General features: G+C 58.2%; 14 protein-coding genes, 1 tRNA gene and 1 riboswitch. Of the genes, 6 read left to right on the top strand and 9 right to left on the bottom strand.

Annotated elements, in window-relative coordinates:
- Nucleotides 1-448: 448 nt before the first annotated feature.
- A complete protein-coding gene (locus tag AAHA41_RS03770; RefSeq protein WP_323069783.1) occupies nt 449-1342 on the top strand; it encodes a DNA replication terminus site-binding protein in 894 nt (297 codons plus the stop codon).
- A gap of 110 nt (nt 1343-1452) precedes the next feature.
- Here AAHA41_RS03770 and AAHA41_RS03775 read toward each other — a convergent pair whose 3' ends face one another.
- Complete coding sequence (locus AAHA41_RS03775) at nt 1453-5289, bottom strand: DEAD/DEAH box helicase (protein ID WP_323069784.1); 3837 nt, start codon at nt 5287-5289, stop codon at nt 1453-1455.
- A gap of 513 nt (nt 5290-5802) precedes the next feature.
- Nucleotides 5803-5892: transfer RNA gene (locus tag AAHA41_RS03780), tRNA-Ser, on the bottom strand.
- 379 nt (nt 5893-6271) lie between these two features.
- Between AAHA41_RS03780 and AAHA41_RS03785 the strand changes: the two genes are divergently transcribed.
- Both AAHA41_RS03785 and AAHA41_RS03790 read left to right on the top strand, forming a co-directional pair.
- Entirely contained in the window at nt 6272-7183 is a 912-nt protein-coding gene (locus tag AAHA41_RS03785) for a L,D-transpeptidase family protein (RefSeq protein ID WP_323069786.1), read from the top strand.
- A gap of 24 nt (nt 7184-7207) precedes the next feature.
- On the top strand, nt 7208-8194 hold the full coding sequence (locus tag AAHA41_RS03790) for a DUF481 domain-containing protein (RefSeq protein WP_323069788.1): 987 nt from the start codon (nt 7208-7210) through the stop codon (nt 8192-8194).
- Between the two features lie 65 nt (nt 8195-8259).
- Here the strand turns inward: AAHA41_RS03790 and AAHA41_RS03795 are convergent, their stop codons facing one another.
- From AAHA41_RS03795 to AAHA41_RS03810, 4 genes are all read right to left on the bottom strand, one after another.
- Nucleotides 8260-9675 carry a DASS family sodium-coupled anion symporter gene (locus tag AAHA41_RS03795; protein WP_323069790.1) on the bottom strand — a complete coding sequence of 472 codons (1416 nt, stop codon included), beginning with the start codon at nt 9673-9675 and terminating at the stop codon, nt 8260-8262.
- A gap of 224 nt (nt 9676-9899) precedes the next feature.
- Complete coding sequence (locus tag AAHA41_RS03800; RefSeq protein WP_041208669.1) at nt 9900-10625, bottom strand: MaoC family dehydratase; 726 nt, start codon at nt 10623-10625, stop codon at nt 9900-9902.
- A 243-nt stretch (nt 10626-10868) separates the two neighbouring features.
- Entirely contained in the window at nt 10869-11813 is a 945-nt protein-coding gene (gene rlmF, locus AAHA41_RS03805; RefSeq protein WP_323069791.1) for a 23S rRNA (adenine(1618)-N(6))-methyltransferase RlmF, read from the bottom strand.
- A 150-nt stretch (nt 11814-11963) separates the two neighbouring features.
- Nucleotides 11964-12452 (bottom strand): NlpC/P60 family protein, encoded by a 489-nt coding sequence (locus AAHA41_RS03810; protein ID WP_033114246.1) that lies wholly within the window; start codon nt 12450-12452, stop codon nt 11964-11966.
- Between the two features lie 275 nt (nt 12453-12727).
- Here AAHA41_RS03810 and AAHA41_RS03815 point away from each other — a divergent pair, with 275 nt between their 5' ends.
- The gene (locus tag AAHA41_RS03815; protein WP_323069792.1) at nt 12728-13447 is read left to right on the top strand and encodes a 4'-phosphopantetheinyl transferase superfamily protein; all 720 of its coding nucleotides are present in this window, start codon (nt 12728-12730) and stop codon (nt 13445-13447) included.
- On the top strand, nt 13447-14295 hold the full coding sequence (locus AAHA41_RS03820; RefSeq protein WP_323069793.1) for a tetratricopeptide repeat protein: 849 nt from the start codon (nt 13447-13449) through the stop codon (nt 14293-14295). Before AAHA41_RS03815 ends, AAHA41_RS03820 begins: the two co-directional genes overlap by 1 nt.
- Nucleotides 14296-14427: 132 nt before the next feature.
- Here AAHA41_RS03820 and AAHA41_RS03825 read toward each other — a convergent pair whose 3' ends face one another.
- Complete coding sequence (locus AAHA41_RS03825; RefSeq protein WP_033115038.1) at nt 14428-14670, bottom strand: Lpp/OprI family alanine-zipper lipoprotein; 243 nt, start codon at nt 14668-14670, stop codon at nt 14428-14430.
- 225 nt (nt 14671-14895) lie between these two features.
- Nucleotides 14896-15549: a 3,4-dihydroxy-2-butanone-4-phosphate synthase gene (gene ribB / locus AAHA41_RS03830; RefSeq protein WP_321149268.1), complete on the bottom strand. Its 654-nt coding sequence runs from the start codon at nt 15547-15549 to the stop codon at nt 14896-14898.
- A 106-nt stretch (nt 15550-15655) separates the two neighbouring features.
- A riboswitch (FMN riboswitch) is annotated at nt 15656-15811 on the bottom strand.
- Between the two features lie 229 nt (nt 15812-16040).
- Here ribB and purU point away from each other — a divergent pair.
- Nucleotides 16041-16877 carry a formyltetrahydrofolate deformylase gene (gene purU, locus AAHA41_RS03835; RefSeq protein ID WP_323069794.1) on the top strand — a complete coding sequence of 279 codons (837 nt, stop codon included), beginning with the start codon at nt 16041-16043 and terminating at the stop codon, nt 16875-16877.
- 67 nt (nt 16878-16944) lie between these two features.
- Here the strand turns inward: purU and AAHA41_RS03840 are convergent, their stop codons facing one another.
- A complete protein-coding gene (locus AAHA41_RS03840) occupies nt 16945-18207 on the bottom strand; it encodes a DUF945 family protein (protein WP_323069795.1) in 1263 nt (420 codons plus the stop codon).
- Between the last annotated feature and the right edge of the window lie 54 nt (nt 18208-18261).

Consider the following 18261-nt stretch of genomic DNA (forward strand, 5'->3'; position numbering starts at 1 on the left):
TCAATTGACGAATTTTGATACGTTACATTAGTAAATCTAATGTCTAAAAACGGCAGGATTTAATTTTAATGCTTTGATTTTAAACAACTAATTATTTTAACGGTTGGCCAGCAGAGTCGCACAGCATATTGTGCTGCATGGCACCCATCTATATATGCATTTTACTGCTTTACATATGCAGGGACGAGCAAGGTGTGAACAGCTGGCAACAGCGGAGTTACACGAAATTGTTAATTTAATGATCTTGTGGCGATCTTTATTTAACACCCTGAAACATAAATAAAACCATCACCACATCCCCATTCAGAGGCGCACATTGCCCCCTCCCCAAAGTGCCTCTTGGCACTCCAGCCGCATGCTGGTATGTTTATTTATACAGTAGTTTTGCTACCCGCAGCTGATGTCATATCTGATGTCGTCAACAGCGGGTCAGACCACAGGATCATCGATGGATACCTTTACCCCTACCGCCGCCCTGCGTCAACAGATGGAGGCCATTGAAGCCTCTCTGGAGCAGCTGGCCACCCTGCTCGGCCAGCTCGAACTGCAGGAGGCCCATGTCTATCCCCTCCCCCCGGTGGCGCAGGGCGAAGAGCACGACCCCATCAGCCAGATTGAGGTGGGTTACCTGAGCGGCGACGAGGCACTGGCCGCCACCTTGTCAGCCTATCGGGATCACAGCGCCCGCCCCGGCTGCTCCACCAAGGCCACCCGTCGTCTGCCGGGCTGGCTGCGCTTTCCCACCGCAGCCGCTCCGCTGATCCAGCCGCTGGTTGAGGAGATCAATCAGCGCAAGCTCGATTTCAAGGCGCTGGTGCAGCAGGCGGGCGGACGGGACGAGAAGTTCGAGCTGGTACATACCGCCCTGCCCGGGGTGATCACCCTGCAGGTCTACCGCAAGCTGACGTGGCTACATGGAGAGCTCCACTCCCTCGGTTTTACCTGGGCTGACAAGCAGACCATCAATCGCCTCACGCGCGAACAGGTGCTGGAGATGCTGGAGCGCAGCCGCCGCTACATACCGGCCCTCTCCAACAACGAGGAGTGGAGCAAGATGGTGGATCAGGAGGTGTACGACATTCGCCGCCTGCCCGCCGATGCCGAGCTGCGGATCCGCCGCCCGGTCAAGACCCACCCGATGATCAACCTGCTCTGGCAGGATCGCACCCCGCGCAAGCAGCAGATCAAGGCGAGCCTGCCGCTGCTGCTCTGCTCGGACAGCCCGCCCGCGGTCACCCATCTGGGCAATTATCCCCCCAAGAGCCGGCAGGCGCGGCGGGATCGCAAGATTGGCGGCGAGCCCATCATCGAGCGGCTGCATCTCTACCTCTATCAGGGCTGACGCGACGAGCCTGCTAAAACCGGCATGCAGAAACGACAGAGGGGAGCACATCGGCAAGATGTGCCCCCCTCTTTCATATGGCATGGCCATGTCGCAGGTGATACAGCGGATCAGCTCATCAGCAGGGCCCGCAGGCTCTCCACATCCAGCCCGCGCACTTCCGACTGGCCGCTCAACAGACCATCGGCGAGCGCCCGCTTCTCGTCGTGCAGGGCGACAATCTTCTCCTCCACCGTCTGCTCGCACACCAGCCGATAGACGGTCACCGGCTGGGTCTGGCCCATCCGGTGGGCCCGATCGCTCGCCTGATCTTCCACCGCCGGGTTCCACCAGGGATCGAGGTGCAGCACGGTATCGGCCTGGGTGAGGTTGAGCCCCGTCCCCCCCGCCTTGAGGCTGATGAGAAACAGCGGTACCGCCTCGTGGCGAAAACGCAGGATGGAGTCCTGCCGTGCCTTGGCCGAACAGCCGCCATCCAGATAGCAGTAGTCCCAGGACTTCTGCTCGATGCGGGCCCGCAGCAGGCTCAGCAGATCGACAAACTGGCTGAATACCAGCACCCGATGACCGCCATCGATCGCCTCCTCCAGCAGCGCCATCGCCTCATCCAGCTTGCTGCTGGTCTGCGACCACTCGGGCATCACCAGCTCCGGCGAACAGCAGAGCCGGCGCAGTCGGGTTAACCCGCTCAATACGTGCATCAGGGCACGGCCATCGGCACTTTGCACCTGCTGCACCACCTCGCGCCGGGTCGCCTCGTAGAGCTGACGCTCCTCGGGGGAGAGGCTGATGTGGTGAATGATCTCGGTCTTGTCCGGCAGCTCGGTCAACACCTCCTGCTTGAGGCGGCGCAGGATAAAGGGGCTGATCACCGCCCGCAGCAGCGCCATGTGCTGGGGATCCTTGACCGCCTTGCCAAAGCGACGCTTGAACTCGCCAAGGCTGCCGAGCAACCCCGGGTTGATAAAGGTGAAGAGACTCCACAACTCGCCCAGATGGTTCTCGATGGGGGTGCCGGAGAGAGCGAGGCGGAAATCGCCGTCGAGCTGGAACAGCAGCTTGGCGCGCTGGGTACCGGCGTTTTTGATCTGCTGCGCCTCATCGAGCACCATGGAGGACCAGCGCCGCGCCTTGAGCGCCTCCGCCAGACTGCCGAGCATGCCGTAGTTGATGAGGATCACCTGCCCCGCTTTGGCATCGCGAATAATGCGCTCGCGCTCGGCGGGATTGTCAAAGATCACCACCTCCAGCTCGGGGGCGAAACGGGCGACCTCCTCCTGCCAGTTGGTGACTACCGACTTGGGCACCACCACCAGCGCCGGCCCCAGATGCTGGCGCATCCGCAGGACGATCAGGGCCTGCAGCGTCTTGCCAAGCCCCATGTCATCGGCCAGACAGGCGCCAAAGCCGTGATGGGCCAGGGTCGCCATCCAGCGCACCCCCTCCTTCTGGTAATCCCGCAGCGCGGTGAGCAGCTCGGGCGGACAGGCCACCTCCTGCTGCCACTCCTGCTGCAGGGATTGCCACGCCGCGTCCCCCTCGGTGGTGATAACCGAGAGCAGACGGGTGAGCGGATAAGCCAACTTGTGGTTGATGCGCTGCTCGTCGTCGAGCATGGCCCCCAGCATGGAGAGCCGCTCCACCAGCTTGTCGCTCAGCATCAGGCTGGTCTTTTCGTCGAGCTGGACAGTGCGCTGGCCCGGGGTCAGCTGGCGCAGGATCAGGCGCAAGTCGAGGATCTGGTGTTCATCAAGGGCGAGCGCCCCCTCTACCTGAAACCAGTCCTGACGCCGTTCGATACGCAGGCTCAGGGCCGCCTCATCGAGACTCTTGAGGCGCGCACTGTCCTGATGCCAGTGAATGACCACGCCGGCATCCACCAGCTCGGGCAGGGCATTGACCAGCGCCAGTGCCTGCTCTCCTTCGAGGCGCCACTCGCTGCCGGGCAGATCGATGGGAAGCTGATTGCGCAGCAGCTGAGCCTGCCCCTTCTCGGCGGCGAGATCGCGCTGCCAGTAGTGGTTGCCCTTGATCCCCTGACGGATGATGGTCTCCCCCTTGCCCAGAGGCTGGGGAGGCAGCTCGTCAAAACGGGTCACCAGCTTGACCGCCAGCTGACCATCCTGCCAATCAAGTTGCACCGAAGGAATGCCCGGCCAGGGGGCCAGTTCGGCATTGCCGTGCAATCCCTCAACCTGGCTGTGCCAGGGCAGCTCGGCGATCCCGTCCAGGGTGAGCTGCAACTCGCTCATCCCCTCGGCGGGCAGCAGCGGGATGGATTCGAGCGCCGGCAAGCGGTCGAGCAGCGGCTGCGGGGTGAGGATGAGCTGCCACAGATCCTGCGCCAGCGGCATGATGTGCGCGCCGCGCGCGGCTGCAGCGGGGATCAGCAGAGCGCTCATCCCCTCTTCGGTCGCCACAATTTGCAGCAGCGGCGCCGTGATGGCGAGCTGCAGCTTCTGCCCCTTGGCGTTGAACAGGCGCGGATGGTCGGCGAGCGGCGCCCAGACATCCCGGGGCAAGCGCCCCATCACCCGCGGCAGGGTGCGTACCACCGCCCAGTCGTACTCATCGAGCAGGGCCGCATATTGGGTGGAGAGCAGGGTGGGATCGACCCGGCGGCCCGCCGTCCACTCCCCCTTGGTGCTGAGCTTCTGGATCTTGCACTCCAGCTCGGGGCCATCGGCGTGGAGCAGCCACACCAGTCGCTCCTGCGGCTTGCGAACGCCACTGGCGCGGCCCAGCCCCTGCAGCCAGTTGAGCCAGCTGGCGGAGGCGGCGCCCTTCTCCTCGCCGGCATCCTCTTCTTCCGCGTCATCATCGGCATCGCTGCTGCGCAGCTGGCCCAGCGGCGCCCCTGTGGCCGCCTCGCCCAGCAGCAGGCGCAGCAGATCCTGACAAAACGCCATCAACCGGTGATGGGGTTCGGCATCGAGCAGGTGGGAGAGATCCCACTTGTGCAGCATAGCCACCTGCGGGCTCTGGGCGCCGTGACGGGCCAGCGCGCAGAGATCGAGCCAAAGGTAGCCCCAGTGCAGCTCCTCTACCGGCAGTTGCAGGGTATCGAACAGCCCGACCGCCTGACCGTGCCGCTCCCCGGCCCACTGGCTAAGCAAGTCGGCCAGCAGCGGAAACTGCCCGCCGAGGCTGCGCTGCCACTTCTTGCGCTGCTCGCTGGCGATAACGGGGTCAGCCTGTTGCAGCCAGCCAAGCCAGAGCAGGGCACTGAAGGCTCGGGGCCACTGCCCCTCATGACCCTCGGCCTGCCACTGACCAAGGGCCGTGAGCAGCCGCTCACCCAGCGGGCCGCTCTCTCCTTGCGAGGCAACCGCCTGCAAAGCAGGCCACAAGAGGCTGGAGTCGGAGCTCTCGCCATCACCGCAGAGCCAGCGCCACTCCGCCTCGAATGCCCGCCCTTGCACCTGTACCTCGGGGGCACAGCGGGTCAGTGCACTCGCCAATGGCCAGCGCTCTTCATAGGGGGCATCGAGCAAGAGTTGCAGCGAGAAGTGCTCCAGCAGCAGTTGCTGCCAGGCGGGGCTGGAGCCAGCCAGCAGCTGATGGGCATCGGGGGTATCGAGCAGGGTAAGAAGCTCGCCGGGAGAGAAGAAGGCCGGGATCTCGCCCGCCTTGCCCCGGCACAGTTCGCGCACCACTCCGTGAACCAGATCCTGACCGGTCACCGAGGAGACCCGGCTCCAGTCAGGAGCGGCGCACACACCGGCCCGCACGCCCAGGATCAGCGCCAGCGTCCCCTCGGCAGTCAGGCTCCACTGCTGCTCCCCACGCAATCTGACCAGGCCGGCATCATGGAGCCGGGTCAGGTGGCTGGCGAGCTCATGGCCCGCCTCCAGCGTCTCTTGTAACAGACGGGTACTGGCGACACGCTGCAGTTGCAAGGTACTGAGCAGGAGATAACTATCCGAAGAGAGGGTGGAGGCAGACATCAAAACTCACGGGCAGATGCAAAAGCGGAATTTTAACGGTAAAGCGCCGGCCACTCGACCCTTTACAGTGAAATAACTCAAAAAAAAAACGGCCATCCGTGATGACCGTCGAAAGTAACGAAGGAAATAGCCGGATTTACCAGTTATCTCCCACAGCGGGAAAATCGGGAGCGCTAGCCCCTAATTCGTGGAGCCAATGCTAGAGGTTGGCGCTTCAAAAAGCTTTGAAGCGGATCACAGTTGAAAAGGATTTCTGAAAGCGCTTTCAAATTTCAAGCAGGAAAATAGCAGAGTTCAAGCCAAATGAGTCACAGTGCGACCAGAAACCATAGTGCTGATCGCCTGTTGGTTGACGGCACCATCTTTGATGTTATCAACCACTCATCTTGCCCGGATAACTCCTTTCAACACCAGAAAACATCAAATGCAGCCCGGGTAAGCAAAACAAAAAACCCGCAGAGCCATAAGCTATGCGGGTTTCAGGTATTTCCCGGACTGTTCCGAGTCACGATTTGGCGGAGAGACAGGGATTCGAACCCTGGGTGGCATTGCTGCCACAATTGATTTCGAGTCAATCCCGTTCGGCCACTCCGGCATCTCTCCGTAGGATGATTTTTTACCCAAGCAAGGGGAATAATGCAATGAAAATTTCTTACTTATCAATCGAATGAATGCTTTTTAGCCAGCCATCACCCCCACTCTCCATGCAAACCCTGTCGACACCAAACAAGCCAGACAGGATTGTCTGGCCAGATAAAAAGATTCATCCATCTTGTCCTGTTCGCGATTCGAGTCAGTTTTTCGCGGTTTATCAGCCCCTTGCGACAAAATGGGTGACAGACGCCGCTTTTGGCTGGTTTACTGTCGCCTCAACGCGCTTTTGTCGCAAATAGCCTTGCGCAACAAGGCCAAAAAAGAACAGAGATAACTGTCGGGGCATTAATCGCAATCACCTTGCCCCACGCCAACCGATGGAATACCGATGCCGATAAAACCCCTCCTCTTTCTGCTGCTGGCCCTGATGTCTGCACTCCCCGTACAGGCCAGAAGCTATCCTCTTCCATCGACTGGCAGCCGCCTGATTGGTGAGCTGGAGGATTACTTCATCCAGCAGGATGAGTATCTGGAGCTGGTTGGTAAACATACCCAAATTGGTTTTTTGGCGCTGCTTGAAGCAAATCCCGGTGTTGATCCCTATTTACCCAAGCCGGGCACCCGCTTGACCCTGCCGACCCAGATGCTGCTGCCCGATGTCCCGCGCGAGGGGATCGTCATCAATCTGCCCGAGCTGCGCCTCTACTACTTCCCGAAAGGGAAGCAGGAGGTGATCGTGCTACCCATCGGGATCGGCGACATCGGTCGCGAGACACCCGAGATGACCACCACCATCATCGAGAAGACACCGGATCCGAGTTGGGTACCCGGCCCCATGGTGCGCAAATCCTGGCTGGAGCAGCAGGGGATCACGCTGCCAGCGGTTGTACCACCGGGACCTGACAATCCTCTCGGCAAATTCGCCATGCGCCTCGGTTATGGCAAACGGGACTATCTCATTCACGGTACCAATAAGGATTTTGGTGTAGGCCTGCGGGTAAGTGCAGGCTGTATCCGCCTGCGACCTGACGATATCGAGGCACTGTTCAAGATGGTACCGATCGGTACGCCGGTGCGGGTCATCAATCAACCGGTCAAGGTCGCCATCGAAACGGATGGTCGTCGCTGGCTTGAGGTGCACTCTCCTCTGTCACGCACGGAAGAGGAGATGGAGCAGGGCGCACCTCTTGTTCTCACCCCGGAGGTGGAACAATTTATTGCGGCCCCCGAAGTAAAACAGAGTGCAGTCGCTGAGACTCTGGCACTGAAGAATGGCTTGCCCAAGCCCATCAGCGGCTGACACTGCGCGGAGTCGCCCCAAACCATGAGATACCTGCTGCTCTTTTTGCTGCTCTCCTGCCCGCCGCTTTGGGCCAAAGACATCCTATGGATGCAAAATGGTGATCGCCTAACCGGTACCATTGAAGAGATCACCGACCAGTCGGTACGGATTGCCCTGCCCTATAGCGGGTCAGTGACCGTCAAACGTGATGCCATAAAACGCTGGCGACTCGAAAAGCAGGAGAAGCCCAAGGCGACAGCCAAGGGCGGCATAAAACTGTTCGAGGATGGGAATGATGAGCGCAATGCCTGGCTCTGGAGCGGCAGCGGCGATCTCAACGTCAAGATCAGGGACAACGACAAGAAGACCAACAACGTCAACGTCAAAGGCACGACTGAAGTGGCCAATCTCGACTGGCGTTACACCCTTTCGGGAGAATATAACTACGAGACCTCCAACAACGTCACCGATAGCCATGACTACAAGGTGACGCCCACCCTCGACTATTTCTTCGATCAACACTGGTTTATTCGCAGCTCGGTCAATGCCGAATATGACATGCTGGCCGACTACTATTTGAAACTCGACTTTGGTTCGGGCCCCGGTTATCGATTCTGGAATGACAAAAAACGGCGACTCGAGCTTATTGCCCAAGGCGGTATGCAGCGAGCCTACTATCGCAACAATGAGCTGTTGAGCATCTTTTATTCAAGCTCACATACCATCAGCTATCCCATCGGGGAACTACTCTGGGACTACCGCCAACCGCTCTCCTTCTGGCAGCAGCCATTCGAGCTGTTCAGCAAAGGAAGCTATACCAAGTATCTGGCTCAACCCTCCCCCTATATCACTCTCAACCAGGATATATCTGGCAGCATTGGCATGCGTTACTACTTCAACGACCACCTGCGCCTCTCATGGAGCACTGAAGTCGAACGAGAGGAAGGGGAGTTAAACCTGGGCCCGTTCAGCCAATCTCTCAACAAGACCGATTACAAGCACCTCCTCAGTCTGGGTGCCAGTTTCTAGGCCCCAAAAATAAAAAGGAGGAGCCAAATTGGCTCCTCCTTTTTATTAGACCAACAGAGTGGCAACTAGATCAGCCCCCAGGCAGCGATTTGATAGATCCACAGCATCGCCAACACTGTGCCCACCATCCCCATAATGACGCCGATCCGCACCATCTGACGGCTCTCCACTAGACCGGTGGAGTGGGCCAGCGCATTGGGCGGCGTACTGATGGGGAGCGACATGCCCAGCGATACCGAGATGGTCACCGCCAGGATCAGGGTATGACTGCCGCCCCACTCGGCAAGCTCCGGCATGCTGACCGCCAGTGCCGCCACCAGCGGCAGCAACAGGTTGGCTGTCGCCGTATTGGACATAAAGTTGGCCATCACTACCGCCAGCAAACACGCCCCGACCAGCACGGCGAGTGTGGAGTACTCATGGAACGGTATGTGAGTGATGAGACGCTCCGCCAACCCTGAGTCCTCCAGCGCCAGACCCAGCGCGATCCCGCCCGACACCAGCCAAAGCACATCGAGGGAGATCTTGTGCAAATCATCCTTGGTGATGATCCCTGTCGTCAGGAAGACGGCGACCGGGATCATGGCGACGACGTAGGAGTTCATGCCGTGCAGATCACCGAGCAGCCAGAGCACTATGGTGGTAATGAAGGTGAGATAGACTACCCAGGCCCGGGGCGTCTGCATGAAGCGCCCCTCGATTTTCAGCTCGATCTGTTTGAGCGGGCTCGGGAAGAAACGCCCCAGCAGAAACCAGCCAAGCAGCAGCAAGAGCGCGACGAAGGGCACCGCAAAACCCATCCACTGACCAAACGAGATGGCATGCTCGCCAGTAAGATACTTGAGAGCCACCGCGTTGGGCGGCGTACCTATGGGGGTACCAATTCCACCCAGATTGGCCGCCAGCGGAATGGCCAGCACAAATCCCACCTTGGCCGGATCCCGCTCCGGGAATACCGCCAGCACCGGAGCCAGAATGGCCAGCATCATGGCCGTGGTAGCGGTATTGCTCATGAACATGGAGAAGGTGGCAGTAATGAGCATCAGCCCCAGCATCACGACTCTGGGGTTGCGACCGAAGGGACGCAGCAGCACCCGCGCCAGATTCACATCCAGATGGTATTTGGTTGCAGCGATGGCCAGAAAAAAGCCGCCGAGAAAGAGCATGATGACCGGTGAGGCAAAGGTTGCCATCACCTCGGTCGACTTGAGTAGCGAACCAAACCCGGGCTCGCTCTTGCCTGCCGTCATGAACCAGAGCCCCTTGTCGGAGAGCAACAGCAGCTCCAGCACGATGATCAGCACAGAGGTAGCGAAGATGGGGATGGGCTCCAGGATCCAGCAGAGCGCGGCCAGCACGAAAATAGCGACCACCCGCTGCTCGACCACAGTAATGCCCTCGAGCGGGATCCAGTGCGACGGGATCAGCAGGATAAAGAGACTGAACAACAGTGGCAGAATAATCTTGTGATTGATGGGCACTATCGTCTCCAGAATAGGGATTGAGAAGTCGATAGTGGCATAACATGCTACCGTTTCAGGACACGGACTTGCCAAAATGAGAGCTGGCTAACCGCATACAACGCGATTTTGTGAGTCATATCAAGCACAAGCAGCGTCTCTGAACGTTCATGCCGCGCCTGATGGCCAAAATGAAAACGGGTTCGCTATTGCGAACCCGTTTGCTCATCGTCAACGAAGAGGGATCAGAAGTAGATGCGAGTCACCGACTCAATCACGCAACCCGGGCGCCGGATCCCTTCGATCTCCACCTTGATCTCCTTGAGCAGCTCAAGTCCGCCCTTGATGGGGGTAACCCGTGCCAGTTTGGTGCGAGCGCGGATGTTGCTCTCCACCTTGATGGGGTACGGGAAGCGCACCTGATCCAGCCCGAAGTTCACTACCATGCGAGCAGTTGGAAACTCGGGGGTGGACTCATCCACCGAGCCGGTCAGCTGTGGCAGTAGAGCCAGCGTCAAAAAACCGTGCGCAATGGTGGTCTTGAAGGGCGACTCGGCAGCCGCGCGCTCCGGATTGGTGTGGATCCACTGATGATCGCCGGTCACCGCGGCAAACTGATCGATCATCTGCTGGCTGATATGGAGCCACTCGCCGACATGGGTCTCTTCGCCGATCTTGCCCTGCAGCTCGGCATAGAGCGCAGCGGCTTCGCCTTCCAGCTCGATGGCAGGATCCTGCGCTACAGCAGGCTGACCGTTAGCCACCTGAGCCACGGTGTCGGCATTCTGCTGCTGTGCGTTCTGGGCTTCGCTTTGCAGGTCCAGCACCCGTCCCAGCAGAGGGTGAAGATGTGCCTTTTGCTGAAACTCACGCCAGTAGTCGCGGATAGCCGGAGAGAGCCAATCCTTGAGCTCAAAGGGGTGCTGCGCCAGAATTTCGCGCTTGCGCTTCAGAAAATCGACAACTTTCATGTTCCGATCCCTATGTGATTCAATGCCGGTAAAGAGGTCTAACCAGTCCTATTTTATTAAAGTTACAGCTGAAAGTGCAAAAAAATCTCGGCGTACACCTGTACCAAGGCAGAAGTCACTACTCATATCACATCAAAAAGCATTATCTACCAATGAGGAAATCGATTTCCAACAGAGATCTCGCCCTCACTTCTATCCCTGTGGCGATCAAAAAAGGCCCGCAACGGGCCTTGTTCAATCCGCTTAGCGCGGGGCTGACCACCATTCACGCATGCCGGCATCATCGAAGAAGGTCCAAGCCAACACCCGGCTCACCTTGTTGCCCTGCGCCATCTCAAGCACCCGAACCTGACGTGCCCCAACCCGGGTCAATGCCTTTTTGGCAACCGGCAGATTCTCCTTCTTGGAGACCAGCGAGCTGAACCAGAGGCACTGGCTGGCGAACTCCTTGCTCTGATTGATCATCCTGGTCAGAAACGCCGCCTCGCCCCCGTCACACCAAAGCTCGGCTTTCTGGCCGCCAAAATTGAGTACCGGCGCCCCCTTCACCTCTTTGCCCAGATTGCGCAGCTTGCGCTCGCTCACCTTGCTCGCCTCAGCCAGCGAGGCGTGGAAGGGAGGATTGCAAAGGGTCAGCGCAAAGCGCTCCCTCGGCCCTATGATGCCGCGAAAGACATGTTCGGCATTGCCCTGCAGGCGACACTCGATCTGGTTGCCAAGTCCGTTGCTTTTGGCCAGCAGAGCCGCCGCTTTCACCGATACCGGATCGATGTCGGAGCCGACAAAACGCCAGCCATATTCACGGCTACCGAGCAGCGGATAGATGCAGTTAGCTCCGACCCCGATGTCCAGCACCCTCACCCCCTTGCCGGCAGGTACCTTGCCGGCACTCTCGGCCAGCAGATCGGCAACCCGGTGCAGATAATCGACCCGCCCCGGAATGGGTGGACAGAGGTAACCGGCGGGCAGATCCCAGTGAACAATGCCGTAGTGGTGGGCCAGCAACGCCCGGTTCAGGGCCTTGACCGCAGCGGGATCGGCAAAATCGATGCTGAGATTGCCGTAGTCGTTGGTAAAGAGATGGGTGGCCAGCTCCGGAGTCTGTCGGCAGAGCGCCTCAAAATCGTAACCATCGAGATGGCGGTTGCGGGGATGGAGTCCGGATTTGCGGTCATTGCGGGATGTCATGCTGGGCCTGCCGAAGAAAAACGGGCCCACACTATAGTGATTTGGCCTGCGAAAGTCTAAATCGCAGCCATAAAAAACCGGGCTTCAGGAGCCCGGTTCAAGTGAGGTTGGAAAAACAGTCCGTACTGCGAGCCGTTTGTCCAGCCTGACTCAGATATCGATCCGGCGCGCTTGCCAGAACTTGCTGCGCCAGTATTGGCTGTCCAGCTTGGAGCGGGTTACACCGGCTCGGGTCGAAGCGTGGATAAACTCGCCATTCCCGACATAGATGCCGACATGATTGAGACGACGATTGATTTTGAAGAAGACCAGATCACCCTCGACCAGATCCTTCTTGGAAACACGAGTCCCTTCATGGACTTGGGAGCGGGTGTCTCGGGGTAACTCGACACCGACGGCATTGCGGAACACTTCACGGGCAAAGGCGGAACAATCGATACCACGCTGGCTACTGCCACCCATCCGGTACGGAACGCCACGCCACTCTTTATAAACTGTCAGGATTTCATTCACATCAGGTGTTTGCGAAGCTTCCGGTTCAATAACGGGTTCCATCATGGAAACTTCGATCTTGCTCGCGACCTCGGTTTGGGGTGCCGAGGCACAACCCACCATTCCGAGCGCGACCAGCAGTAGCATCAGGTGGCGCAATCCTTTATCCCCGCAAAAATAGAAATCTTGTTAAAATACGGCCCCGAAAGGCAATTAATAAGGCAACAGCACCCGACTATATCCAAGAATTCTATCGAGGCAAGTGAAAATCCCTATCGGGCTCACATTTTTGCAAGGAAATGCACGATTTTTCATAATTAATGTGATCATGGCCAAACAATATACAATCGCAAAAGCGGCCATCCGGCTCAGAGATAAGTGGCATTTATCCCTGCTTCATCACCCTTTTTAAGTGAAAAATTATGATCGCCACCGATCTTTTTTTGTTAAATCCGGCCCTGATTGCTCAGGAATTGCTCGCAACCCTGCCCGAGCTGTTATCGGCCGATGAACACCATATTTGGCAGCAAATGAGCCACAATTCGCGCCGTCAGGAGTATCTGGTCAGCCGGGCCGTGCTGCGCCAGCTTCTGGCACAGAGACTGGCCACTTCGCCATCCGCGCTGCAATTTAGCAACGGGGAACACGGCAAGCCGCAGCTGCAAGATGGGTGCTGGCATTTCAATCTCAGCCACAGTGGATCCTGGCTGGTGCTGGCGCTTTGTCAGCAAGGGCCGCTCGGGGTGGATATCGAGCTGGGTAAAAGACGGCACTCTCCCCTGCCCCTTGCCCGGCGGTTTTATGCACAAAGTGAATATGAGTGGCTCTGCGCCCTGCCGGAGAATGAGCAGGAGAGCGCCTTCTACCGGCTCTGGTCACGCAAGGAGGCCGTACTCAAGGCCCACGGTGGCGGCATCGCCGCAGGGCTTGAGAAAGTTCGCTTCATCCCTGACGAGGCGTGGCGCCTCGATAACCAGCTCGATGAACTGCACTATCAGGTTCAGGATTGGCCCTTTGCCAGTGGCTGGCTCAGCCTTGCCGCCGCCACGACTGCGGTCAATGGCTACCGGCTGGATGAGCGCTTGAATTGCCATCCCCTCACCCCCATGTTGTTCCAAACCCTTTCGGAAGAGTCCAACTGATGATCGTCGACATTACTCCCCAGAATTTTCACGCAGAACTGATCGATGCCTCCATGAAGAAGCCGGTCGTCATCTATTTCCATGCGCCGCAGATGCCGGAGTGCCAGGGTATGACGCCGTTGATCGAATCGCTGATTGGGCCTGCCAACGAACAGGTCACGCTGGCCAAAGTGGACATGAACAATCCACAGCTGCAACCGCTGGCCAGCCAGCTCGGCCTGCGCGCCTTGCCGGCACTGGTGCTGTTCCATCAGGGGCGCCCGGATGAACAGGGGATCATAGAAGGGCCGCAGGATGAAGCGACCCTGCGCCAGTTCTTCGCAGCCTTCGCGCCAAAAGAGGAAGAGGAGCTGTTTGCCAAGGGGCAACAGGCACTGGCCGATGGCCAGCCCGGCGAAGCTTATGCCCATTTGGGCAAAGCTCATCAGATCGCTCCGGAGCGCCACGACATCAGCCTCTGGCTCATTCAGGCCGCGCTCGATCTTAACCTGCTCGATGAAGCACAGGAGCGGCTCGGCAATATTCCGATGGTGGCACAGGATAGCCATTTCCATGCCCTGACCTCACGGCTGGCACTGGCTCTGCAAGCGGCGGACAGCCCTGAGCTGCGTGCGCTGGAAGCTCGCCATGCCGAAAATCCGGATGACTTTGCGCTGACGCAGGAGCTGGCGGTGCAATACAACCAGGCAGGTCGTCAGGAAGAGGCGCTGGGACTGCTGCTTGCCATCCTCAAGCGGGATCTCGCTTTTGGCGATGCCAGAAAGACCTATCTCGACATTCTGGCAACCATGGGCAGCACACCGGTGGCACAAAATTACCGTCGCAAGCTCTATAGCCTGCTCTATTGATCGAGTCTGAAGGAATGAAGAAGGGGCGTGCCGGGAGACCGGCATGACCTCTGGGGTCAAAAGGGAAAGCGGGGATGGGGAATTTCAGGCAAAAAAAAATGGCGCATAACTGCGCCATTTTTTTCGCATGGCTTACTTCTTGTACTTAGTAGCCATGTTGTCGATGCGCTGGTTAGCACGCATAGCTTCTTGCTTGGCTTCAGCAACATCAGCAGCGATCTTGGACTGATCAGCACGAACAGCGCTAACATCTTGAGCCAGCTGGTCAACTTTGTTAGACAGATTCTGAACGGAAGTTTCCAGTTCGCTAGTGTTTGCGCAACCACCCAGCAGAGCGGACAGACCAACAACACCTACCAACAACAATTTTTTCATTTTTAAAGCTCCCTTGAACTCGCCAGACGTTTAGCAAGCGGCGTGATTATGGCACAAAAAAATCATACTTTGCATAGTCCCCAGCACAGATAAATGCATTAAAACCCTCATTTTTTTTTGAATGAACAGTTTTTGTTCAGATTCGGCTAAAAAATGAGTGCCGCGTGATGAGGACACGGACAAAGACTAACCAAAATTTCCGCTTATTACAATTTCGTATGAGCCTCAGGCTGTTCGTTCTGACAGCAATTGGCGATATTGCACCAAATCTTCGATGGTGATCACGGGCATCCGGTGCTGACGACCGAATGAAATCAGGTCTGGCAAGCGGGCCATGGAGCCATCTTCCCTGGTCAATTCGCACAACACCCCGAACGGTTTCAGTCCGGCAAGCTGCATCAGATCGACCGTCGCTTCGGTGTGACCACGGCGCACCAGCACGCCACCGGTACGGGCACGCAACGGGAATACATGGCCAGGCCGGTTGAGATCACCCGGTTTGGCCCCATCGGCAATGGCGGCACGAATGGTAGTGATGCGATCAGCCGCCGAGACACCGGTAGTGACCCCCTGCGCCGCTTCGATGGTGACGGTAAACGCGGTCTGATAGTGGCTGGAGTTGGCCTCCACCATCATCGGCAGTTCGAGCTGACGCACCCGCTCGTCGGTCAGGCAGAGACAGACTATGCCGGAGCACTCGCGGATCATCAGCGCCATCTGTTCATTGGTCATGGATTCGGCGGCAAAAATGAGGTCGCCCTCGTTCTCCCGATCTTCATCATCGGCCACCAGCACACCCTGACCGGCCCGCAAGGCCGCCAGCGCCGCTTCGACACGGGCAATTGGATCACCGAATTCACTGAGTAGAGACTGATTCATGGTAAAGCTCCCAAACAAGAAAAGGACCAGAATCAGGGCATGGAAAGGCAGACAGGAATGGCCATGCAGCAGCCAGCCCCCGAGGAGGCAGAGAGTGCAATGTCTGTCTTATCCTCTTTCATCCGGACTATGACCGTCGGCTCCGGCATCTCACCGGATCTGCTGACCCCGCCCCGGCAGACCGGGGTCGGGCGCTCGCGGGCTCCCCGAGTCAGATCGGGATACCGCCGGTGGGGAATTTCACCCCGCCCTGAGAATAAGCGCTGACAGCCTAAAGAAAAGCGCCGGCAGATACCAGCCAAAAACCGGCTCAAGCTGAAAAACCTTTGCCAGTCGGATTCGATGTTCTCCCCTTTTCCCATCGCACTCCTCTTGTGGCTGTAGCGCTCACCGAATTTCTTTCTGGCCACAATTTGTTTGTGGCATAGTGCCCAAAAACGCGCAGCCTGCGCAGAGACAGGCGCCAACACCACAAACGGAAAATGACAGAGATGGAAAAGAAAATACTGCTAACGGATTGCCCGGACGCCAAGGGCCTCATCGCCAAGATCACCAACATCTGCTACAAGCATCAGCTCAACATCATCAAGAACGATGAGTTCGTGGATCACGAGAATGGCCGCTTCTTCATGCGTACCGAGCTGGAGGGACGTTTCAATGACGAGACCCTGCTGGCCGATCTCGATGATGCCCTGCCCGCTGGCGCCCAGCGCCGTCTGGTAAAGGCAGGCAAAAAGCGTATCGTCATTCTGGTCACCAAGGAGACTCACTGCCTCGGCGACATCCTGATGAAGAACTACGCCGGCGCGCTGGATATGGACATAGTCGCGGTGATCGGCAACTACGACACCCTCGCCGAACTGACCGGCAAGTTCGATATTCCGTTCCACACCGTCAGCCACGATGAGCTGAGCCGCACCGAACACGAAGAGCAGGTTCGCGCCATCATCGACAGCTATGCGCCGGACTACGTGATCCTGGCCAAGTACATGCGGGTGCTGACTCCGAGCTTCGTCGAGGCTTATCCGCGCAAGATCATCAACATCCACCACTCTTTCCTGCCCGCCTTTATCGGTGCCCGCCCCTATCGCCAGGCATTCGATCGCGGGGTCAAACTGATCGGCGCCACCGCCCACTTCGTCACCGACGATCTGGATGAGGGCCCCATCGTCGAGCAGGATGTCATCCATGTTGATCACACCTTCAGCGCCGATGACATGGCCAAGGCGGGCCGCGATGTAGAGAAGTCTGTGCTGAGCCGGGCGCTGGAGCTGGTACTGAACGAACGGGTGTTCGTCTACGGCAACAAGACTGTGGTGTTCAAGTAACAACACTCGATAGTCCGAAAACAACAAAGGCTCCCGCGGGAGCCTTTGTTGTTAGTGTGAAAACCGGTCAGAGTGGCAGGTCGTTGACCGTCATCGCTCCTTTGTCCAGCTTCAGCTCGGCATTGAGCTTTTGCTGATCGGCCTTCAGATAACCCATGGCTGTCAACTGCTCCAGCATAGGAGCCAGCTGCGGCACCGCCTTGCCCAGCTTGTCGCTGAGGGAGGCGTGGAGCTGACCACTCAGCGCCTGCATTCCCTCTTCGCCGTTGAAGAGCTTGTCCAGCGAGGTAGAGGCAAGTTTTACCTCTCCCTTCATGGCGGCCACTTCGCCATTGAACCTGGCGCTCAGATCCGCCAGCTCCAGAGTCGCGCCGCGCGCCAGCATCTTGTCCAGCGCTTGCTGGATCGCAGTATCCTCCCCCCCTTTGCCACCGGCAGCCTGCAACCCCTGATACCCTTCCAGATCCAGTCCGTTGAGGTGCAGCTCCAGATTACTGTCGGTCACCGCCAGCGAGTCTGTCTCGTTCTCCAGATTGAGCTTGGCCAGCTTCATCCGGTAGCTGCTGGAGAGGGTCTGGGCGTTGTCACCCTTGAGCTGGGTCTCGGTAGTCATGCCCTGCAGGGACACCTTGACGCCGTCAGGTAGTTGTATGGTCAGAGCAGAAAGGCTCATCTCGCTTTGCGGAGAGAGCCAGACCCCGCTGATCTCAGCCAGATCGGCGCTACCCTTCATCTCGGCCAGCACCAGATCCATCTTGCTCTGCTCTTCGTGCACCGTCATTCCCTGCCAGGTCATGGCGACATGGCCAGTCCCCTCCAGATCGCCGTGGAAATCACCGGTGAGCGGCAGGAAGTGGAACTCGTCCAGCCCCTGTTTCACCTTGAACTCGTCAGCCCAGAAACGGCTGCTGTTGCCCCGGGTCCAGAGGCTGCTGACCGACTCCAGGCCAAACTGCCACTGCTCCATGCCGAGCGCAGTGAAGACCGGCGCCAGTGAGCCCTGTTTGGTGTCGAGCAGGAAGTGGCTCTTGATATAGAGCGGCATGATGCGGCTCTTCACGGCAAACTCCAGCTCAAGGGGTTGCCCCCCTTCCAGCTCGCTGTCGAGCGCCGCCAGCTCCTGGGGAGTGACCACCAACTTCAGGACCCCATCACGGGTAAAGAGGTTGCTGCTACCGGGTTGCCACTGCAGATCCAGACCGCTCTCGTTTTCGACCTTGGCGATCTGCTCCGCCATGATGCGGTCGAAACTGTTGCCCGTGTACCAGCATGCAGCCAAACCACCACCTACCAGTGCCGCACCCACGGCAAGGACCACTATTTTTTTCATATATCCATGTCTCTCCAGGAGTTGTCGCTGCACTCTACGGGGCAAGCTCGGCAC

The sequence above is a fragment of the Aeromonas sp. SER genome (assembly GCF_038739615.1).
Classification (GTDB): Bacteria; Pseudomonadota; Gammaproteobacteria; order Enterobacterales; family Aeromonadaceae; genus Aeromonas; species Aeromonas jandaei.